The organism is Streptomyces graminilatus (genome assembly GCF_001418565.1).
Taxonomy (GTDB): Bacteria; Actinomycetota; Actinomycetes; order Streptomycetales; family Streptomycetaceae; genus Streptomyces; species Streptomyces graminilatus.
The window spans coordinates 1-21268 of the sequence record NZ_LIQQ01000029.1; the positions used below are offsets into that span (position 1 = coordinate 1).

General features: G+C 67.7%; 17 protein-coding genes and 1 pseudogene. 8 read left to right on the forward strand and 10 right to left on the reverse strand.

Annotated elements, in window-relative coordinates:
• Positions 1-227: pseudogene (locus AOK08_RS03725) on the reverse strand (murein biosynthesis integral membrane protein MurJ); the annotation flags it as partial.
• A gap of 47 nt (positions 228-274) precedes the next feature.
• Complete coding sequence (locus AOK08_RS03730; RefSeq protein WP_055523610.1) at positions 275-2662, reverse strand: DUF6049 family protein; 2388 nt, start codon at positions 2660-2662, stop codon at positions 275-277.
• 218 nt (positions 2663-2880) lie between these two features.
• On the opposite strand from AOK08_RS03730, the gene AOK08_RS03735 reads away from it, so the two are divergent.
• The gene (locus tag AOK08_RS03735) at positions 2881-4347 is read left to right on the forward strand and encodes a CCA tRNA nucleotidyltransferase (RefSeq protein ID WP_055523613.1); all 1467 of its coding nucleotides are present in this window, start codon (positions 2881-2883) and stop codon (positions 4345-4347) included.
• Positions 4348-4455: 108 nt separating this feature from the next.
• On the opposite strand, the gene AOK08_RS03740 is transcribed toward AOK08_RS03735, so the two are convergent.
• The 4 genes from AOK08_RS03740 to AOK08_RS03755 form a co-directional block, all read right to left on the reverse strand.
• On the reverse strand, positions 4456-4914 hold the full coding sequence (locus AOK08_RS03740; RefSeq protein WP_055523615.1) for an LppU/SCO3897 family protein: 459 nt from the start codon (positions 4912-4914) through the stop codon (positions 4456-4458).
• Positions 4915-5030: 116 nt separating this feature from the next.
• A complete protein-coding gene (locus AOK08_RS03745; RefSeq protein ID WP_055523617.1) occupies positions 5031-6293 on the reverse strand; it encodes an MFS transporter in 1263 nt (420 codons plus the stop codon).
• A 107-nt stretch (positions 6294-6400) separates the two neighbouring features.
• A complete protein-coding gene (locus tag AOK08_RS03750; protein ID WP_055523618.1) occupies positions 6401-7483 on the reverse strand; it encodes an inositol-3-phosphate synthase in 1083 nt (360 codons plus the stop codon).
• A 42-nt stretch (positions 7484-7525) separates the two neighbouring features.
• Positions 7526-8212, reverse strand: coding sequence for a PadR family transcriptional regulator (locus AOK08_RS03755; protein WP_055523620.1), 687 nt, complete (start codon positions 8210-8212; stop codon positions 7526-7528).
• A 382-nt stretch (positions 8213-8594) separates the two neighbouring features.
• Between AOK08_RS03755 and AOK08_RS03760 the strand changes: the two genes are divergently transcribed.
• Positions 8595-11396 carry a transglycosylase domain-containing protein gene (locus tag AOK08_RS03760; RefSeq protein ID WP_079053800.1) on the forward strand — a complete coding sequence of 934 codons (2802 nt, stop codon included), beginning with the start codon at positions 8595-8597 and terminating at the stop codon, positions 11394-11396.
• A 152-nt stretch (positions 11397-11548) separates the two neighbouring features.
• Positions 11549-13057 carry a glycosyltransferase family 87 protein gene (locus tag AOK08_RS03765; RefSeq protein ID WP_055523622.1) on the forward strand — a complete coding sequence of 503 codons (1509 nt, stop codon included), beginning with the start codon at positions 11549-11551 and terminating at the stop codon, positions 13055-13057.
• An 82-nt stretch (positions 13058-13139) separates the two neighbouring features.
• Here the strand turns inward: AOK08_RS03765 and AOK08_RS03770 are convergent, their stop codons facing one another.
• From AOK08_RS03770 to AOK08_RS03780, 3 genes are all read right to left on the reverse strand, one after another.
• The gene (locus AOK08_RS03770) at positions 13140-14171 is read right to left on the reverse strand and encodes an alanine racemase (RefSeq protein ID WP_055523623.1); all 1032 of its coding nucleotides are present in this window, start codon (positions 14169-14171) and stop codon (positions 13140-13142) included.
• A gap of 65 nt (positions 14172-14236) precedes the next feature.
• The gene (femX, locus tag AOK08_RS03775; RefSeq protein WP_055523625.1) at positions 14237-15358 is read right to left on the reverse strand and encodes a peptidoglycan bridge formation glycyltransferase FemX; all 1122 of its coding nucleotides are present in this window, start codon (positions 15356-15358) and stop codon (positions 14237-14239) included.
• A 150-nt stretch (positions 15359-15508) separates the two neighbouring features.
• On the reverse strand, positions 15509-15823 hold the full coding sequence (locus AOK08_RS03780) for a hypothetical protein (RefSeq protein ID WP_055523627.1): 315 nt from the start codon (positions 15821-15823) through the stop codon (positions 15509-15511).
• A gap of 264 nt (positions 15824-16087) precedes the next feature.
• Here AOK08_RS03780 and rpsF point away from each other — a divergent pair, with 264 nt between their 5' ends.
• The 4 genes from rpsF to rplI all read left to right on the forward strand — a co-directional run bounded on the left by rpsF (position 16088) and on the right by rplI (position 17818).
• On the forward strand, positions 16088-16378 hold the full coding sequence (rpsF, locus tag AOK08_RS03785; protein WP_006381649.1) for a 30S ribosomal protein S6: 291 nt from the start codon (positions 16088-16090) through the stop codon (positions 16376-16378).
• 80 nt (positions 16379-16458) lie between these two features.
• A complete protein-coding gene (locus AOK08_RS03790) occupies positions 16459-17058 on the forward strand; it encodes a single-stranded DNA-binding protein (RefSeq protein ID WP_055523629.1) in 600 nt (199 codons plus the stop codon).
• A 58-nt stretch (positions 17059-17116) separates the two neighbouring features.
• Positions 17117-17353, forward strand: coding sequence for a 30S ribosomal protein S18 (gene rpsR, locus AOK08_RS03795; protein ID WP_006381652.1), 237 nt, complete (start codon positions 17117-17119; stop codon positions 17351-17353).
• Between the two features lie 18 nt (positions 17354-17371).
• Positions 17372-17818 (forward strand): 50S ribosomal protein L9, encoded by a 447-nt coding sequence (rplI, locus tag AOK08_RS03800; protein ID WP_006381650.1) that lies wholly within the window; start codon positions 17372-17374, stop codon positions 17816-17818.
• Between the two features lie 168 nt (positions 17819-17986).
• Here the strand turns inward: rplI and AOK08_RS03805 are convergent, their stop codons facing one another.
• Positions 17987-19324, reverse strand: a complete 1338-nt coding sequence (locus AOK08_RS03805) for an MATE family efflux transporter (RefSeq protein WP_055523643.1) — start codon at positions 19322-19324, stop codon at positions 17987-17989.
• 459 nt (positions 19325-19783) lie between these two features.
• On the opposite strand from AOK08_RS03805, the gene dnaB reads away from it, so the two are divergent.
• Positions 19784-21259 (forward strand): replicative DNA helicase, encoded by a 1476-nt coding sequence (gene dnaB, locus AOK08_RS03810; RefSeq protein ID WP_055523631.1) that lies wholly within the window; start codon positions 19784-19786, stop codon positions 21257-21259.
• Positions 21260-21268: the final 9 nt, after the last annotated feature.

Below are 21268 nucleotides of genomic sequence, written 5' to 3' on the forward strand. Positions count from 1 at the left end.
GTGCCGGGGGGCGGCGGGGGGTGCGCGGCGCGGTCGTAGAGCGCTTCGGCCACCGGGTCCTGGGCGGAGAGGTCCTGTGCCCGGTAAGGGTCCTGTGCGTACGCGTCCTGGAGGTACATGTCCGCGGGGGACTGCGCCGGTACCTGGCCGTCCTCGGGCGGCGGGCCTTCGGGAAGCCCCGAATTGCCCGCGCCCTGACCGCGGTCACCGTCGTACGGCGCGTTCATGGATACCCCACCTCATCGTTCACCGGGCCCACCGGCCACGACATCGCTCAACGGTCAACTCTCTCACCCGTCCCGGACGGGTCGGCGCTTTCGGGTGCGGTGTTCGGAGCCGGGTCACTCGGCTGCTCCGGGGCGTCTGCCCGCACCGCCGCGTCCGACTCCCCCGTCGGAAGGCTCTCGTCACCGTCGTGGTTCTCGTCCGGGCCGGCGTTCTCGTCCGTGGCCTCGTCACCGTCATGGTGCTCCCGCTCGGTGGCGGGCTCCTCGGCGCGCCGGGCCGCGGCGCGCTTGCGCTGCGTGTACATGCGCAGGCCGGCGAGTACGAGCAGCAGGAACCCGCCGCCGATGACCAGCATCGCCATGGCCGTGAACTCGGTGACCCGCACGTTGAAGGAGACGGCCGGTCCGTACTTCTTGCCGTCCTTCGTGTACAGCTGGGCGATCACCGTGATCGGGCCGTTGGCGTTCGACGACGTGCTGAACTTCACCGACTGGCTGTGCCCGCCGGAGACCGCGATGTGCCGTTCCTGGTAGTCGTCGTCACCGATCTTGAGCCGGGTCGGGTTCGTCGAGGTGACCCGCAGCACGAGGTTGTCGACGGGCTGGACGAGGTTGTTCTGGACGGTGACCGGGATGGTGGCGCTGCCGCCGGAGAGCTTCGTCTCGGACTTCTTGATCAGCTTGACCTGGTCGGTCAGCTCGTCGAGGTGTGACTCCACGCTCTTGCGGAAACCGTCCGCCTCACTGGACCGGCCGCGCCAGGACGTGGCCATCTCACGGTTGACGGCCCGCCCGAAAGGGGTCTCCACGCGGGTCTCGTCGGTCAGGATGATCTTGAAGTTGTCGAGCTTGTCCTGTGTGGTCGCGATCTGGGCGAAGGCCGACCGGGGCAGTTGCTGCTTGCGCAGTGAGGCGGGGTACGAGGACGCCGGGGGCACCTTGGTGGTGGCGCCCGGGTCGGGCTTGGTGTCGGCGGTCGTGGCGAGTTCCTGGGACTCGGACCAGTTCGACTCCTGGAGGGCGACGATCGCCTTCTCCATCGTCTGGGCCTGGCTCGCGGACGGCATGCGCTGCGGGGCGACGACGACAGTGCGCTGCTTGTTCGTCTGGAGGGTGGTCGTCAGGCTCGTGGCGAGGAACTTCTGCACCGCGAGCGTGGAGCTGCCGGCGTTCGTCATGTCGCCCTGGAAGGCCGTGGACAGCCGTGCGTCCGCGACGACCGCAGTGATGCCGCCGCCGATGGGGCGGGCCGCGGAGGGCGTGTACGGCAGGTTGCCGGTCTCCTTCAGGCTGTCGCTTCGCGCGATGACCTTGTCGGCGCCCGCCGAGGTGGCGATCTTGACGATCGACGGGTCGACGGCACCGTTCACCGGCCACGCGAAGTCGGCGCTCGGCGTGACATGGAGGATCGTCTTGACGGTGTCGGTGGCAACGTCCGTGGCGCTCTTGAGATGGCTCAGGGTGCCGGTGACGTTCTTGCCGTTGTGCGCGACGGAGGCGAGGTCGGGGTCGCCGAAGGGGAGGGCGACGACCTCCCTGCCCTCGACGGCGTCCTGGAGTTCGGCGAGCCACTGCTTGGCCACCGCCTGACCGGTACCGGGCGTGGTGGTGCCGTCGGCGTTCTGGACGCCGTAGCTGCCGACCATCGCGTCGACGGAGGCCAGCAGGTCGGGGTCGATCACCCAGGTGACGTCGAGTTCCCTGCCGAGGGAGAGCATCTGCTCAAGGCGTCCGCCCGGGGAGATCTCCGTCGCGAGGTCGTCGTTGAGGAAGACAGGTGTCTGCTGGTCGCCAGGACCGGTCTCCGCCGTCATGTGGACCGTGGAGATCAGCGGCCACAGATATGTCGTCCGCGTCCGGGCGTCCGGCTCCTCGGGCTGCCACGGCAGGAACGTCCGCTGGATTCCGAGCACCTGCTCGTAGGATGCGGCGGAGGTCTCGCCGGACAGCGAGACGCCGAGCGGGTAGACGCCGTCCTGTCCGAGGTCCAGCTTGTCGACCGGCACGGAGATGGTGAACGGCTGGGCGATGCCCGGAGCGAGCTTCGAGAACTTCTCGACGTACTTGCCGCCCACCTCCGTCCCGTCGGCTCCCGGTACGTAGTCGGTGCGCGCGGCGATGTCGTCGATCCCCGAGCGGGTGGTCAGGAGCTGTCCCACCCGCAGGTCCACATGGGCGTCGGTGACCGCACGCTTGCCCTTGTTGGTCACGGTGCCGGACACGGTCAACGTGTCCCCGTCCGTGGGGGCGCTGGGGGTGAGCGAATCGAGGGAGATGACCACGGGGTCCGACCCGGCGGCGTACGCGGGCTGTCCGGCGGGAAGCTGGAGCAGACCGGCCAGCAGGGGCGCCCCTGTGAGCAGCACTCCGGCTCGCCGGAACCACCGGCGCGCGGGAGAGGGAGTCAGCCCCGGGAAGTCTGCCGCCTCGGCCACGCGTTCGCCCGTCCCTCGTCGTCAGTGGTCGTCGGAATGTGCGTCCACGCATGGTAACGATGCGCGCTGAGGGGAAGTGCCGCGGACTGGTCCACAAGATCGTGGAACGCCGGTGGGCTGTCCTCTATGTGCGTGTATTGAGGGAGGAGTCCCGGTCGGGTTCGTGGACGTTTTATGGAGGCGCGGTCCGTCGCCCGGGCCACGTACCCTTTTCTGTTGTGCCGAACGCCAACGAAGACAATGCCAGTGCCCTGAGCCAGGTGCAGCACCACGCGGTGAGTGAGCTGCTGCGGGTGGCCCCGGTCGCCGACGACCTTGCCCGCCGATTCCAGGAGGCCGGGTTCTCGCTCGCCCTGGTCGGCGGCTCCGTCCGGGACGCGCTGCTGGACCGGCTCGGCAACGACCTGGACTTCACGACCGACGCCCGCCCCGAGGACGTACTGAAGATCGTCCGGCCCTGGGCGGACGCCGTGTGGGAGGTCGGGATCGCCTTCGGGACGGTCGGGGCGCAGAAGGATGCCCGCGTCGGAGACGCTGATCGAAGCTTCCAGATCGAGGTGACGACGTATCGGTCGGAGGCGTACGACCGGACCTCGCGCAAGCCCGAGGTGTCGTACGGCGACTCCATCGAGGAGGACCTCGTCCGGCGTGACTTCACGGTGAACGCGATGGCCGTGGCGCTGCCGGAGAAGGTGTTCATCGACCCGCACGGCGGACGTGAGGATCTGGCAAGGCGGGTGTTGCGTACGCCGGGTACGCCTGAGGAGTCCTTCTCGGACGACCCGCTGCGGATGATGCGGGCCGCGCGGTTCGCCGCCCAGCTCGACTTCGAGGTGGCTCCCGAGGTCGTCACCGCCATGACGGACATGGCCGGCCGGATCGAGATCGTCTCGGCGGAGCGCGTACGGGACGAGCTGAACAAGCTGATCCTGTCGCCGCACCCGCGCAAGGGCCTGACGCTACTGGTGGAGACCGGCCTCGCCGATCATGTACTGCCCGAGCTGCCGGCCCTGCGCCTGGAGCGTGACGAGCATCACCGGCACAAGGACGTCTACGAGCACACGCTGATCGTCCTGGAGCAGGCGATCGAGCTGGAGCAGGACGGTCCCGACCTCGTCCTCCGGCTTGCCGCCCTGCTGCACGACATCGGCAAGCCGCGCACGCGCCGTTTCGAAGAGGACGGGCGGGTCTCGTTCCACCACCACGAGGTGGTCGGGGCGAAGATGACCAAGAAGCGGATGACGGCGCTCAAGTACTCCAACGAGCTGGTGAAGGACGTCTCACGTCTGGTCGAACTCCACCTGCGCTTCCACGGCTACGGCACCGGGGAGTGGACGGACTCGGCGGTCCGCCGCTATGTCCGGGACGGGGGCCCTCTCCTCGACCGCCTGCACAAACTGACCCGCTCGGACTGCACCACGCGGAACAAGCGCAGGGCCACGGCCCTCTCGCGTGCGTACGACGGTCTGGAGGAGCGCATCGCCCAACTCCAGGAGCAGGAGGAGCTGGACTCGATCCGTCCCGACCTCGACGGCAACCAGATCATGGAGATCCTGGGTGTCGGGCCCGGTCCCGCGATCGGGCAGGCGTACAAGTTCCTGCTGGAACTGCGTCTGGAGAACGGGCCGATGGAGCGGGAGGCGGCGGTGGCGGCGCTCAAGGAGTGGTGGGCCGAGCAGGGCTGAGTCGTGAAACGGTGCGATGTTTCACGTGAAACATCGCACCGGGATGTGCCGAGGGCCGATGTTTCACGTGAAACACCGGCCCTCGGCGCGTGTGTCGCGTCCGCTCGCTCAGACTTCCTTGAGGCAGAGCACGACGTTGTGGCCGCCGCCCTGCTGGTAGTAGGCGATCGGAGCGTCCTTGACGGCCCTGCACTTGTTGCCGTCGCTGGTGTCGTCGAACTTCTCGACGATCTTGAACTGGGCGTCGCTGGACGTGCAGTCCACTTCGCTGAGGTCGGGCTTCTCGTTCGAACCGTCGTTGTGCATGCAGGCACCCACGGACGTCGTCTCGGCGTCGGTGCGGTCGGCCCACCAGCCGATGCCGAACTTGACGCCGAGCACGAGTATTCCGACGACTATGGCGCCGAGGAACCGCAGTGCCTTCCTGCTGCCGCGCCCAGCCGGGGCCGGCGGAGGCGCGATCGGCGCGCCCTGGTTCGGGAACGGGGCGTACGGCTGCTGCGCCACGGGCGTGGTCTGCGGCTGCGCGTACGGGTTCTCGCTCTGAGGTGGCGGCGGAGTGGTCACTTTGAGGGTCCCCCTCGGGTATGGGTGCGCTTGGCATGAAGTAAGACGCACGTAAATTACCGGGACCCACTGACAACTCCGCACTTCAGAGGGCCTCTGTGGCCTTCATGTGACACTTACCGACGTCCAAAGCGGGCCATAGCCACTGCAATTGCCCCGTAAATAACGGCGATTGTGGCCAAGAGGTGCACCGAGCGGCCGTCGGAGGGCAGCATCAGGGCCGCCACCCCCGCCGCGCCGACGAAGGCGACGTTGAACAGGACGTCGTAGAGGGAGAAGATCCGGCCGCGGAAGCCGTCGTCGACCGAGGACTGGACGATCGTGTCAGTGGCGATCTTCGAGCCCTGGGTGACCAGACCCAGGACGAACGCGGCGATCAGCATGGGTGCTTCGGCGAACGCGAGGCCGAGCCCGGGGACCAGGACCGCCGCCGCTCCGGCGCACACCATGATCCAGCCGCCGGGACCGAGCCGTCCGGCCGCCGCCGGTGTGATCACGGCCGCGGCGAAGAAACCCGCCGCGGAGACGCCCACGGCGAGGCCCAGCACCGCCAGCCCGTTGTCGGAGCCGCCCGACCACGCGTATCGGCAGAGCATCAGGACCATGACCGTCAGGGCGCCGTAGCAGAACCGCATCAGCGTCATCGCGACCAGCGAACGGGCTGCCTCCCGGCGCTCCGGCTCGGCGAGATGCCGTACGCCCGCCGCCAGGCCGCGCGCGGTGCCGGTGAGCGCCGCTCTCAGCCGGGGCTGCACCAATTCGGGGTCGGGGCCGAGCAGTTCCCGGTCGAGGCGGAGGGAGGCGAGGGACGCGCAGAGGTACAGGGCCGCACCCAGGAGGACAACGGCCGCGTCGGAGTCGGAGGCGACGATTCGTACCACGAAGGCGAGACCGCCGCCCGCCGTGGCGGCGAGCGTGCCGGCCGTCGGAGAGAGCGAGTTGGCGATCACCAGACGCTCGTCGTCGACCACGCGCGGCAGGGACGCCGAGAGTCCGGCCAGGACGAAGCGGTTGACGGCGGTGACGCAGAGGGCGGAAACGTAGAACAGCCAGTCGGGGACGTGACTCAGCATCAGGACGGCCGTCACGCACGCCAGCAGGGCGCGCAGCAGGTTGCCGTACAGGAAGACCTGACGGCGTCGCCAGCGGTCCAGGAGCACGCCCGCGAAGGGGCCGACCAGGGAGTACGGCAGGAGCAGGACCGCCATCGCGGAGGCGATCGCGGCCGGTGAGGTCTGTTTCTCCGGCGAGAAGACGACGTACGCGGCGAGTGCGACCTGATAGACGCCGTCGGCACCCTGGGACAGCAGCCGTACGGCGAGCAGGCGCCGGAAGTTCCTCAGCAGCAGGAGTACCCGCAGGTCACGGACGACAGCCATGGGGCACAGCCTCACATACGAGGAAGGTCCCCGGGCGGATGAACCCGGGGACCCTCGACGGGCAGGAGCGACAAGCCTGTTGGGGCTTGATCGGCGCTGGACTCCTCTCAGCGCTCGACTTCGCCCTTGATGAACTTCTCGACGTTCTCCCGTGCCTCGTCGTCGAAGTACTGGACCGGCGGGGACTTCATGAAGTAGCTCGACGCGGAGAGGATCGGGCCGCCGATGCCGCGGTCCTTGGCGATCTTCGCGGCGCGCACGGCGTCGATGATGACGCCCGCGGAGTTCGGGGAGTCCCAGACCTCCAGCTTGTACTCCAGGTTCAGCGGGACGTCGCCGAACGCGCGGCCCTCCAGGCGGACGTACGCCCACTTGCGGTCGTCGAGCCAGGCCACGTAGTCCGAGGGACCGATGTGGACGTTGTCGGCGCCCAGCTCGCGGTCGCGGATCTGGGAGGTGACGGCCTGCGTCTTGGAGATCTTCTTGGACTCCAGGCGCTCGCGCTCGAGCATGTTCTTGAAGTCCATGTTGCCGCCGACGTTCAGCTGCATCGTGCGGTCCAGGACCACACCCCGGTCCTCGAACAGCTTCGCCATCACGCGGTGCGTGATCGTGGCGCCGACCTGCGACTTGATGTCGTCGCCGACGATCGGGACACCCGCCTCGGTGAACTTGTCCGCCCACTCCTTGGTGCCGGCGATGAAGACCGGGAGGGCGTTGACGAAGGCGACCTTGGCGTCGATGGCGCACTGGGCGTAGAACTTCGCCGCGGCCTCGGAGCCCACGGGGAGATAGCAGACGAGGACGTCGACCTGCTTCTTCTTGAGGATCTTGACGACGTCGACCGGTTCGGCCTCGGACTCCTCGATGGTCTCGCGGTAGTACTTGCCGAGACCGTCGAGGGTGTGGCCACGCCGGACCTTCACACCGGTGTTCGGCACGTCGCAGATCTTGATCGTGTTGTTCTCGGAGGCGCCGATCGCGTCCGCCAGGTCGAGGCCGACCTTCTTGGCGTCCACGTCAAACGCGGCGACGAACTCGATGTCCTTGACGTGGTACTCGCCGAACTGCACATGCATGAGGCCCGGGACCCTGGACGCCGGATCGGCGTCCTTGTAGTACTCGACTCCCTGTACCAGCGACGCGGCGCAGTTGCCCACGCCGACCACGGCTACGCGAACCGAACCCATTCGGTTGCTCCCTGTGTGTACGAGTGAGGACCTGAAGGGCCCTCACGTGGCGGTGTCGTCGGACGGACCGGTCCGGGAGTCGTCCTCCCGGGACCGGGGCAGGCCGCCCGGCGCTCCAGATGTGGTGTCGTGCGAGTCGGGTTGCCCGGGAGCGGCACCTTTGAGGTCCCGCCCGGCCCGCTCGCTCTCGATGAGCTCGTTCAGCCAGCGCACTTCGCGCTCCACGGACTCCATTCCGTGGCGCTGGAGCTCAAGGGTGTAGTCGTCGAGGCGCTCCCGTGTACGTGCCAGAGAGACGCGCATCTTCTCCAGACGCTCCTCCAGCCGGCTGCGGCGGCCCTCAAGCACGCGCATGCGTACATCGCGGGACGTCTGCCCGAAGAAGGCGAAACGAGCGGCGAAGTGCTCGTCCTCGTACGCGTCCGGGCCCGTCTGCGAAAGCAGTTCCTCGAAGTGCTCCTTGCCTTCCGCCGTCAACCTGTAGACGATCCTCGCCCGGCGCCCCGTGAGCGGAGCCGCTTGCGCGTCCTCGGGCGCACCCCCGGACTCCTCGATCAACCAGCCGCTCGCGACCAGCGTCTTGAGGCAGGGGTACAGCGTGCCGTAGCTGAAGGCGCGGAACACACCCAGTGACGTATTGAGTCGTTTGCGCAGCTCATAGCCGTGCATCGGGGACTCGCGGAGCAGGCCGAGGACGGCGAATTCGAGGATCCCGGCACGCCGGCTCATCGTCGCCTCCTGTCTCCCACGGTTCCACCGTGACGGTCTCCGGCACTGCTTATGCCGAGCTGATGTATCGACTCGATACATCAAGACGATAGATCGGCCCCGCTGATGCGACAAGGGGAGCGGTCGTGAACGGGATCACATCACCGATTCGCAGGAAGCAAGTTGCCTGATTTGGGGTGAACTTCGGGGCTAGACGGGTTTTGACGGTGCGTAGTCTGTGGGCCATGCAGTCCACCGGGAATCGAGTGACGTTTGGGGACGTCGTCGTGCTCAGTGCGGTACGGGTGAATGCGAACACTGCCGCATCCGTACTTTGGGGGGACCGGAAACCAGCCGCCGTTTCCAGGCGCACGGATGCGCCTGCCCAAGGAGTAATCGTTCGATGAGCGAGCACCGTCGCAAACCGCCGCAGCCGCAGGGAGGCGGACGTGCCGCGGCCCGACGCGGCCAGTCCGGCTCGTCCTCCGGCCGCCGCGCGGCACCGCGGGGCGCAACCGAGTCTCCTTCCGACTCCTATGGATCGGGTTCCTACGGATTGGGTCCCTACGGAGCGGAAGACGAGGAGCGCCAGTCCGGAGGCCGCGCCGATTCCAGGCGCGCCGCCCAGAGAAGTACGGGCGGACGACGCAGAGGGGCCGAGGGCGGCGGACGCCGCAGCGATCCCAACGGCCCGAACGGGCGCGGCAGAGGCCGGATGGCCGGCCCGCCGCCCAAGAAGCGCTTCATCGACTACCCGCGCGCGGGCAAGTACGGAGCGGCGCGCTGGATGCCGTCGTGGCGGCAGGTGACGGGACTGTTCATCGGCTTCGTCGGGAGCCTGGTCGCGGTGGCCGGCGTCGGCTACGCCCTGGTGGGCGTACCGGATGTCGCGAAGGCCGCGAATGCCCAGAACAACGTCTACTACTGGGCCGACGGCAGCCAGATGGTGGCAACGGGTGGTGAGACGAACCGTCAGATCATCGGCTACGAACAGATTCCCCCGGCGATGCGGTACGCCGTGATGTCGGCCGAGAACAAGACGTTCGAGACCGACAGCGGCGTCGACCCGATGGGTATCGCCCGGGCCCTGTTCAACATGGCCAAGGGCGGTCAGACGCAGGGTGGTTCGACGATCACCCAGCAGTACGTGAAGAACGCCCGCCTGGGCGACCAGTCGCAGACGCTCACGCGGAAGTTCAAGGAGCTGTTCATCTCCATCAAGGTCGGCACCAGTGTCGACAAGAAGGAGATCATGGCCGGCTACCTGAACACCGCCTACTACGGCCGTGACTCCTACGGCCTGCAGGCGGCTGCCCGCGCGTACTTCGACAAGGACGCCAAGGATCTGGACGCCAGCCAGTGCGCCTTCCTGGCGGCGGTGCTGAAGGGCGCCACGTACTACGACCCGGCCGGCGCACCGTCGGTCGACCCTGCGAACGCCACCCCGGAAAAGAACACCAGGCGGGCCACGGAGCGGTGGAGGTGGATCCTTGACGAGGAGGTCAAGGACGGGCGCATGACCGCGGCCGAGCGCGCCAAGTACAGGACCTTCCCGCAGTTGCAGAGCCCGCGTTCCAACACCGCGCTGAGCGGCCAGATCGGCTATCTCGTCGACCTCGCCAAGGGCTACCTGATCAACAACACCGACAAGACCGGGATCACCGCCGAGGAACTCCAGCAGGGCGGCTACTCGATCCACACGACCTTCGACAAGAAGAAGGTCGACGCGCTGGAGCAGGCGGTCTCGAAGGTCCGGCAGGCGAACATCAAGCCCGATGAGCGCCCGAAGACCGACAAGTTCGTCCAGTTCGGCGGGGCGTCCGTGGACCCTGCGACGGGCGCGATCAAGGCCAGCTACGGCGGAGTCGACGCGACCAAGCACTTCACCAACAACGCCGACACCACGGGCGCCCAGGTGGGTTCTACGTTCAAGGCGTTCGTGCTCGCCGCCGCGATGAAGTGGGGCGTGCGGGATCCCGATCTGGGCCCCGAACAGGCTCAGGACGAGCGGACCCAGGTCTCTCCGAGGAGCATCTACAGCGGCAAGAACAAGCTCAAGATCGAGAACTACGACAACACGGTCTGGAAGGACAAGGACGACAAGGAGTGGCTGCAGCGCAACGATGGCGACGAGTCGTACAACGCGCCCAGCTTCCGGATCGACCTGCGTGAGGCGATGCGGGTCTCCTCCAACTCCGCCTACGTCCAGCTCGGTATGGATGTCGGCCTGGACAAGGTCAGGGAGTCCGCGACCGACGCGGGCATCCTCGACAGCAGCCTGGCCAGCGCCGACTTCCCGTCGTTCTCGATCGGTACCTCCAGCCCGAGTGCCATCCGCATGGCAGGTGCCTACGCGACCTTCGCGGCCAGCGGCAAGCAGAACACCCCGTACTCGGTCGAGACGGTCAGCAACAAGGACGGTGTGGTCTTCAACCACGAGAAGATCGCCGCCCCCAAGCAGGCGTTCACCGCGCAGGTCGCCGACAACGTCACCGACGTCCTCAAGACCGTGGTCGACGACGGAACAGGTACGGCGGCGCAACTGACCGGCCGCGAGGTGGCCGGCAAGACCGGTACCACCGACGGCAACAAGTCCGCCTGGTTCGTCGGCTACACCCCGCAACTGTCCACCGCGATCAGCATGTTCCGGATGGACGACGACGAGACCAAGAAGAACCGCCAGTTCCTGGAGATGTACGGCACGGGCGGCCAGGAGAAGATCCACGGCGCCTCGTTCCCGGCCGAGATCTGGCACGACTACATGGAGCAGGCGCTTGAGGGCGCCCCGGTGAAGAACTTCCCGACGCCCGAGCCCTACGGCGAGGTCGTCGACGAGGATCCGCTGCCGAGCGCGACGCCTTCCGCCACCGAGTCGGAGGAAGCGCCGTCGCCGAGCCCGACGCCGAGCCAGTCGGCTGTCGAGCCTCCCGCGTCGCCCTCACCGAGCCAGACCTGCGGCACGTTCGACGTCACCTGCCAGAACACCGGAGGTACCAATACCGGCGGTGCCGGCGGCGGTACGGGTGGAACCGGAGGTACAGGTGGTACCGGGGGCACAGGCGGCGGCACGGGTGGTACAGGCGGCACGGATCAAGGCTCCACCGACGGCGGAGTGACACCCGGACCGACACCCTCGGAAGGTGACGGGCAAAGCAACGGCAACGCGAACGGCACCGGAGGCACCAACGGAGGCATCTTCGGCTGACCGAGCGGGTGGCCGAGGCAGTGCCCGGCGCAGGTGTTTCACGTGAAACACCGATCCGATTCGCGTTGTTTCACGTGAAACATGGGCCGTCGCACCGACCAGGTGCGGCGGCCCTCCGCGTGTTCCCGGGTACGTACGGCAGGATGATGCCCATGCCCAGTGCAGAGACGACGCAAGCGAGCGTGCGTGAGCCGGACCCGGTGCGGCCGACAAGGGACGACGAGGTCGCCGCGGCCGGCAGTGAGCTGATCGGTGGCCCCATCGGGCGGCGTGCCCTGCTGGGGGCGTCCTGGTGGACTCCGGTACGAGTGGTCGCGCTCGTGGCGATCGGGATGTTCGCCCTCGGACTGGTCCAGAAGGCGCCCTGCTACAACGGCGGCTGGTTCTTCGGGGCCAGTACGCAGTACACGCATGCCTGCTACTCCGACATTCCGCACCTCTATCAGGGCCGCGGATTCGCCGATGGGCTCGTGCCGTACTTCGACAAGCTCCCCGGCGACATGGAGTACCTCGAATACCCGGTGCTGACCGGGGTGTTCATGGAGGTGGCCGCCTGGCTCACACCCGGCAGCGGGACGATCCAGCACCAGGAGCAGTGGTACTGGTTCGTCAACGCCGGGATGCTGATGGTGTGCGCGGCGATCATCGTCGTATGCGTGTCACGTACGCACGCACGGCGTCCGTGGGACGGTCTGCTGGTCGCGCTGGCGCCTGCCTTCGCGCTCACCGCCACCATCAACTGGGACCTGCTGGCGGTCGCTCTGACGGCCGCCGCGATGCTGATGTGGTCCCGGGGCCGGTCGCTCGCCTTCGGCGTCCTGCTGGGGCTCGCCACGGCCGCCAAGCTCTATCCCGTCCTACTGCTGGGACCCGTCCTCCTGCTGTGCTGGCGCGCGGGCAAGTGGAAGCCGTTCGGCAAGGCGCTCGCAGGAGCCGTTGTCGCCTGGGCCGCGGTGAACGTTCCGGTGATGTACTTCGCCTTCGACGGCTGGTCGAAGTTCTACACGTTCAGCAAGGAACGCGGTGTCGACTTCGGGTCCTTCTGGCTGATCATCGACCAGCGCTTCAACTATCCGTTCACCACTGAGGACGTCAACACCTTCGCGATGCTGCTGATGCTGGCCTCGGCCGCGGGCATCGCGGCACTCGCGCTGACCGCCCCGCGCCGTCCGCGCTTCGCACAGCTCGCCTTCCTGATCGTCGCGGCCTTCATCCTCACCAACAAGGTCTACTCGCCCCAGTACGTGCTGTGGCTGGTCCCCCTCGCCGTACTGGCCCGCCCGAAGTGGCGGGACTTCCTGATCTGGCAGGCGTGCGAGGTCGCGTACTTCCTGGGTATCTGGCTGTACCTCGCCTACACGACCAGCGGTGACGCCCACAAGGGCCTGCCCGTCGGGGGCTACCAGCTCGTCATCGTCGTGCACCTGCTGGGCACGCTGTACCTCTGTGCCGTGGTCGTCAGGGACATCCTGATGCCGGAGCGGGACGTGGTGCGCCTGGCCGGCGACGACGATCCGTCAGGGGGCGTGCTCGACGGCGCGAAGGACGTCTTCGTGCTCGGCCGGGCGGCCCGTCCGCCGCGCCGCGCCGAGCACTTCGACGGGCCGCAGGTGCAGTGGGGCAGTCGGCAGTCGCGGGAGGGCGACGGTCGTTCGCTCTGAGCGAACATCGCTGGGAGGCACTGCGTGAGGGGCCGTACACGGACTCCGTGTACGGCCCCTCACGCGAGCTGCGGCACCCTGGTCAGCGGTCGACGATCCGGTCGAACTGCGTGGTGGTGTGCCGCAGATGGGCCACCAACTCCTCGCCCACCTTCGGCTCCGGGGAGTCCGACGGCACGAAGAGGATCGACACCTGCATGTGCGGCGGCTCGGCGAACCAGCGCTGCTTGCCGGCCCAGACGAACGGGGCGAGGTTCCGGTTGACGGTGGCGAGGCCGGCGCGGGCCACGCCCTTGGCGCGCGGCATGACGCCGTGCAGGGCCTTGGGGGCCTCCAGGCCCACCCCGTGCGACGTACCGCCCGCCACGACCACCAGATAGCCGTCGGAGGCCGCCTTCTGCTGCCGGTAGCCGAAGCGGTCCCCCTTGGCCACATGGGTGACGTCCAGGACCGCGCCGCGGTACTCCGTGGCCTCGTGGTCGCCCAGCCACAGCCGGGTGCCGATACGGGCGCGGAAGCGGGTCTGCGGGAACTGCTGCCGAAGCCGCCCGAGGTCCTCGGCCTTCAGGTGGCTGACGAACATCGTGTGCAGGGGCAGCCGGGCCGCGCGCAGCCGGTCCATCCAGCCGATGACCTCCTCCACGGCGTCCGAGCCGTCGGTCCGGTCGAGCGGCAGATGGATCGCGAAGCCTTCGAGGCGTACATCCTCTATGGCGGCGTGCAACTGCGGCAGTTCCTGCTCGGTCACACCGTGACGCTTCATGGAGGACATGACCTCGATGACGACACGGGCACCGACGAGGCCGTGCACCCCGTCCACCGACGACACGGACCGGATGACGCGATCGGGCAGCGGCACGGGCTCCTCGCCCCGCCTGAAGGGCGTCAGCACCAGCAGGTCACCGCTGAACCAGTCCTTCGTCCGTGCCGCCTCGTACGTCGTTCCGACAGCCAGGATGTCCGAGCCCAGCCGGGTGGCCTCCTCGGCCAGCCGCTCGTGCCCGAAGCCGTAGCCGTTGCCCTTGCAGACCGGGACGAGCCCCGGGAACTGCTCGGACACCTGCTTGTGGTGCGCACGCCAGCGCGCGGTGTCGACGTAGAGCGTGAGCGCCATGGCCGGGACCTGGGACCTTTCTCGTGGCTGCGGTGCAATCGGTGGTGCGAACGGGATTCCGGACGTCAGCGCCGCGACATGTAGATGTCGAGCGCCTTGTGGAGCAGCTTGTTGAGCGGGAAGTCCCACTCACCGAGGTACTCGGCAGCCTGCCCGCCCGTGCCGACCTTGAACTGGATCAGGCCGAAGAGGTGGTCCGTCTCGTCCAGCGAGTCGGAGATGCCGCGCAGGTCGTAGACGGTGGCGCCCAGCGCGTAGGCGTCGCGCAGCATCCGCCACTGCATGGCGTTCGAGGGACGGAACTCACGCCCGATGTTGTCCGAGGCACCGTAGGAGTACCAGACGTGCCCGCCGACGATCAGCATCGTCGCGGCCGAAAGGTTCACTCCGTTGTGGCGGGCGAAGTAGAGCCGCATGCGGTTGGGGTCCTCGGTGTTGAGGGCCGTCCACATGCGCTGGAAGTACGACAGCGGGCGGGGCCGGAAGTGGTCGCGCACCGCGGTGATCTCGTACAGCCGCTGCCACTCCTCCAGGTCCTGGTAGCCCCCCTGGACGACCTCGACACCGGACTTCTCGGCCTTCTTGATGTTGCGGCGCCAGAGCTGGTTGAAGTTCTGGTGGACCTCTTCCAGCGAACGGTTCGCGAGCGGCACCTGGTAGACGTAGCGAGGCTGTACGTCGCCGAAGCCGGCCCCGCCGTCCTCGCCCTGCTGCCAGCCCATGCGGCGCAGCTTGTCCGCGACCTCGAAGGCGCGCGGCTCGATGAAGTCGGCCTCGATGTCGCGCAGCCGCTTCACGTCCGGGCTCTGGATGCCCGACTTGATGGATGTGGCCTCCCAGCGCCGGATGATCACCGGCGGGCCCATCTTCACGGAGAAGGCGCCCTGCTGCTTGAGGTGGGCCAGCATCGGCTGGATCCAGTCGTCGAGATTCGGCGCGAACCAGTTGATAACCGGGCCCTCGGGCAGATACGCGAGATACCGCTTGATCTTGGGCAACTGGCGGTACAGCACAAGGCCCGCGCCGACCATGTCGCCGGTGCGGTCGTCGAACCACCCGAGGTTCTCGGAGCGCCACTCCGCCTTGACGTCTGCCCAGGCCGGAACCTGCATGTGGCTCGCCGACGGCAGGCTCTGGATGTACGCCAGATGCTGCTCGCGGCTGATCGTCCTCAGGGTCAGGCTCATTCGGGGCGCTCCTCGGGCTGGGGTGTCCCCATGGGTACAGGGGCTCCGGCTCTCGCGCCGAAGCCTACTGCGCCCTGCGAGCGCCTCGTCTGGCCGTATCCCCCTGTGCCCCGGCTCTGCGTCGGCCGGGGCACCAGGAGTTGGTCCGCGTCAGCCGATCAGGCCGCCGAAGAGGCCGCCGTGCGCCATGCCGAGGAAGAAGCCGACCGCCGAGGCGCCGAGGCCCAGGATCAGTCCGAAGCGTTGGCGGGTCGTCTCCGAGACGAACTGTCCGTACGCGCCGGTGAGAATCCCCACCAGGCCGGTCCAGGAGCTGAGCAGATGCAGACTGTGGAACATCGCCGTGACGAAGGCCGTCACTCCGAGCACCAGGGTCACAGCGAGCAGGCGGTCCTGGAGCGGATGGGGCTTGCCGTCGGTGGCGAAGAGGGATCCGGCGGTGTTGGGTCGCAATGCCTGTGCCATGTGGCACCTCCTGCGGAAGGCGGCGCACTGTAGCGCCATACACACCCGATGTGTACAGACTGACGGTCATCGGGCCCTGATTTCAACCGGAAGCGCGGTACGGGTACGCTGTACCGTCTGCACCGGTGTCTGCCCATGCCATGACGGGGAACTCCTTCGGGAACCTCCGGCTGTCAGTGGCCGCCGATACCGTTGCGCACGCATCAACAACCCTCCTGCCACGGAACGACCGTGGCCGCTGAGTCCAAAGGAGGTGGGTTCCACATGCGTCACTACGAAGTGATGGTCATCCTCGACCCCGAGCTGGAGGAGCGCGCTGTCGCCCCTCTGATCGAGAACTTCCTCTCCGTCGTCCGTGAGGGCAACGGAAAGGTCGAGAAGGTCGACACCTGGGGCCGTCGTCGTCTCTCGTACGAGATCAAGAAGAAGCCCGAGGGCATCTACTCGGTCATCGATCTGCAGGCTGAGCCCGCGATCGTCAAGGAGCTCGACCGCCAGATGAACCTGAACGAGTCGGTCCTCCGGACCAAGGTCCTCCGCCCCGAGACCCACTGAGCCTCCCGCTCAGCAGGTTTCGGGAATCCGAGTAGCAGCACCAAAAGCAGCCAGCAGCAAACCCGCCGAGAGGTTCCCCCATGGCAGGCGAGACCGTCATCACGGTCGTCGGCAATCTTGTCGACGACCCCGAGCTGCGCTTCACCCCCTCCGGTGCGGCGGTCGCGAAGTTCCGTGTCGCGTCCACCCCCCGCACCTTCGACCGTCAGACGAACGAGTGGAAGGACGGCGAGAGCCTCTTCCTGACCTGCTCGGTCTGGCGTCAGGCGGCGGAGAACGTCGCGGAGTCGCTCCAGCGGGGCATGCGCGTCATCGTGCAGGGCCGGCTGAAGCAGCGGTCCTACGAGGACCGTGAGGGTGTCAAGCGCACGGTCTACGAGCTGGACGTCGAGGAAGTCGGCGCCAGCCTGCGCAGCGCCACGGCCAAGGTCACCAAGGCCGCGGGCCGGGGCGGCCAGGGCGGTTACGGCGGCGGCAGTGGCGGTGGCGGCCAGCAGGGCGGCGGCTGGGGTGGAAACTCCGGCGCTGCTCCGCAGGGCGGCGGCGCTCCGGCCGACGACCCCTGGGCGACCGGCACTCCTGCCGGTGGCAACCAGGGCGGCGGCGGTGGCGGCTGGGGTGGAAACTCCGGCGGCGGTGCCGGCGGTGGCGGCGGCTACTCGGACGAGCCCCCCTTCTAGGCCTTCGGGCCAAGGGACGGGCCGTACCCACACTTCTTGATCACACAGGAGAAACACCATGGCGAAGCCGCCTGTGCGCAAGCCTAAGAAGAAGGTCTGCGCTTTCTGCAAGGACAAGGTCCAGTACGTGGACTACAAGGACACGAACATGCTGCGGAAGTTCATTTCCGACCGCGGCAAGATCCGTGCCCGCCGCGTGACCGGCAACTGCACGCAGCACCAGCGTGACGTCGCCACGGCTGTCAAGAACAGCCGTGAGATGGCGCTGCTGCCCTACACGTCCACCGCGCGATAAGGGAAGGGTGACCGACTAATGAAGATCATCCTGACCCACGAGGTCTCCGGCCTCGGTGCCGCAGGTGACGTCGTCGACGTCAAGGACGGCTACGCTCGCAACTACCTGATCCCGCGGAACTTCGCTATCCGTTGGACCAAGGGTGGCGAGAAGGACGTCGAGCAGATTCGTCGCGCTCGCAAGATCCACGAGATCCAGACCATCGAGCAGGCCAACGACATCAAGGCCCGCCTCGAAGGCGTCAAGGTCCGTCTGGCCGTCCGCTCCGGCGACGCCGGTCGTCTCTTCGGCTCCGTCACCCCGGCCGACATCGCCACGGCGATCAAGGCTTCCGGTGGCCCCGAGGTCGACAAGCGCCGCATCGAGCTGGGCTCGCCGATCAAGACGCTCGGCGCCCACGAGACGTCGGTGCGTCTGCACCCCGAGGTTGCCGCCAAGGTCAACATCGAGGTCGTCGCAGCCTGAGCGTAGCGCTCGCTGAAGCAGTCGTAGGGCCGCATCCTCTGGGGTGCGGCCCTTCTGCGTGAGCCAGCCGATGTTTCACGTGAAACAGCAGGAATCCGGTCGATGTTTCACGTGAAACAGCGGGACGTGGAGCAGAACCGTACGGTGCGTTCGGCGCTCTGCATACCTTCAGCGGGTGGCGCCCGTGACCATCCAGCGGCCTGAACGAGCTCGCAGCCACAGAGTCAGCATGCGGACGGTCATCATGAGCGTCATCGCCCCCCAGAGAGCGGTGAGACCGCCGCCGAAGGTCGGCACAAGCAGGGCCACCGGCGCGAAGACGGCGAGCGTGATCAGCATCGCCCCGGCCAGGTAGGGGCCGTCGCCCGCGCCCATGAGCACGCCGTCGAGGACGAAGACGATCCCGCAGATCGGTTGCGACAGCGCGACCATGAGCAGGGCCGGCAACGCGGTGCCCTTGACCAGGGCATCGCTGGTGAACAGGGGCAGGAACAGCGGACGGCCGACGAACACCAGCAGGCCGAGCGCCATTCCGGTGGCGATGCCCCACTCGACCATGCGGCGGCAGGCTTCGCGGGCGCCCCGGGTGTCGTTCGCGCCGAGATAGCGCCCGATGATGGCCTGCCCGGCGATGGCGATCGCGTCGAGTGCGAAGGCCAGCAGGCTCCACAAGGACAGGATGATCTGGTGCGCGGCGACGTCCGCGTCCCCGAGGCGTGCCGCGACGGCTGTGGCGATCATGAGAATGGCCCGCAGCGAGAGCGTGCGTACGAGGAGCGGCGCGCCCGCCTGGGCGGAGGCCCGAATGCCTGCGGTGTCGGGGCGCAACGAGGCGCCGTGCCGACGGGCGCCGCGGACGACGACCGTGAGATAGGCCGCCGCCATGCCCCACTGGGCGATGACGGTGCCCCAGGCGGAGCCCGCGATGCCGAGATCCGCGCCGTAGACGAGACCCGCGTTCAGGGCGGCGTTGGCGATGAACCCCGCGACGGCGACGTACAGCGGGGTTCTGGTGTCCTGGAGGCCGCGCAGAACACCGGTGGAGGCCAGGACGACGAGCATGGCCGGGATGCCGAGTGCAGAGATCCGCAGATACGTGGCCGCGTACGGGGCAGCGGTGTCCGAGGCGCCGAAGAGGTCCACGAGTGCGGGTGCCGAGGGCAGGACGACGGCGATGACCGCGGCGCCGAGCAGCAGGGCGAGCCAGATGCCGTCCACTCCCTGGCGGATGGCGGCCTGGAGATCGCCCGCCCCGACACGTCGGGCGACGGCGGCCGTGGTGGCGTACGCGAGGAAGACGAAGACGCTGACCGCTGTACTGAGCAGGACGGACGCAATGCCGAGTCCGGCGAGTTGCGCTGTGCCGAGGTGGCCGATGATCGCGCTGTCGGCCATGACGAAGAGGGGCTCGGCGATGAGTGCGCCGAAGGCGGGGACAGCCAGTGCGACGATCTCTCGGTCGTGCCGGCGCCGGGTCGCCCTGGGTGCGGCGGGAGCCTGTGTCATGGCCACCAATCTAATCTTCCACAGGTAAGAGATGCAATGTGGTTGTGACTATTACCCCGGCTCTTGGGGTGTGCGCTGTGGTGTGCCGCTCGTGGAGATCTTGGCCATATGCGGAAAGTTTTTCTTCTGCACAGCCGGTGGATGGGAAACGCGCAGGTCAGTGGCGGTGTGATGAAAGCTGCGAAAGCTTGTTCACAGGGCTGTCCACCGGGTCGTGCACAGGTTTTGCGGAGTTCTCCACAGCATCGGGGCCGTCGTCCACATGGCCTGTGGATAACCAGATTGGCTGACGGTGCCGACGGGCCTACGGTGGTGCGGCGCCCGCTCCTTCTCCCAGCCTCGGAAACGTCACAAAACCGACGCGCCGGAACCGGAGTTGGGCGTCTTATTTGTCAGTGCCGTGCCGTAGAAAAGAGTGGCACGGCGAGGTCCGCTCGGCGGACGGGAGGAGGTGGCTCGGTGAGTATTTCCGAGCCCTTGGACGATCCGTGGGCCGACAGCGGTCCCAGTGATCGTCTGCCACCATCCCGACAACGCCGCGACGGGGGTCGGGGCCGCGAGGAACAGCACGACCGCGGTCGCGAGAACGGCGAGTGGGAGAGCGAGAGCACGTCCTTCGAGCGCGTACCGCCCCAGGACCTCGACGCCGAGCAGTCCGTCCTCGGCGGCATGCTCCTGTCGAAGGACGCGATCGCCGACGTCGTCGAGGTGCTCAAGGGCCACGACTTCTACCGGCCCGCGCACGAGATCATCTATACGGCGATTCTCGATCTCTACGCGAAGGGCGAGCCGGCCGACCCCATCACGGTCGCGGCCGAACTCACCAGACGCGGCGAGATCACCAAGGTCGGCGGCGCTCCCTATCTGCACGCACTGGTGCAGACGGTCCCGACGGCGGCGAACGCCGAGTACTACGCGGAGATCGTGCACGAGCGCGCGGTCCTGCGCCGTCTCGTCGAGGCCGGAACCCGTATCACCCAGATGGGATACGCGGCCGACGGGGACGTCGACGAGATCGTCAACAGCGCCCAGGCCGAGATCTACGCGGTCACCGAACAGCGCACGACCGAGGACTATCTGCCGCTCGGCGACATCATGGAGGGGGCGCTCGACGAGATCGAGGCGATCGGCTCGCGTTCGGGGGAGATGACCGGTGTGCCGACCGGGTTCACCGACCTCGACCAGCTCACCAACGGTCTGCACCCCGGTCAGATGATCATCATCGCGGCCCGCCCCGCCATGGGTAAGTCGACACTGGCCCTGGACTTCGCGCGTGCCTGCTCGATCAAGCACAACATGCCGAGCGTGATCTTCTCCCTCGAAATGGGCCGCAACGAGATCGCCATGCGTCTGCTGTCCGCCGAGGCACGCGTGGCCCTCCACCACATGCGCTCCGGCACGATGACCGACGAGGACTGGACCCGGCTCGCCCGCCGCATGCCGGACGTGTCGGCCGCGCCGCTCTACATCGACGACTCCCCGAACCTGTCGATGATGGAGATCCGTGCCAAATGCCGGCGCCTCAAGCAGCGCGCGGACCTGAAACTCGTCGTCATCGACTATCTCCAGCTCATGCAGTCCGGCGGCAAGCGTTCAGAGAGCCGCCAGCAGGAGGTCTCCGACATGTCGCGAAACCTGAAGCTCCTGGCCAAGGAGCTGGAGCTGCCGGTGATCGCGCTGTCGCAGCTCAACCGTGGCCCCGAGCAGCGCACGGACAAGAAACCCATGGTCTCCGACCTGCGTGAGTCGGGCTCGATCGAGCAGGACGCGGACATGGTGATCCTGCTGCACCGCGAGGACGCGTACGAGAAGGAGTCACCGCGCGCGGGGGAGGCGGACATCATCGTCGGCAAGCACCGAAACGGCCCGACGGCGACGATCACGGTCGCCTTCCAGGGACACTACTCACGGTTCGTGGACATGGCCCAGACGTGACGTTCTCCT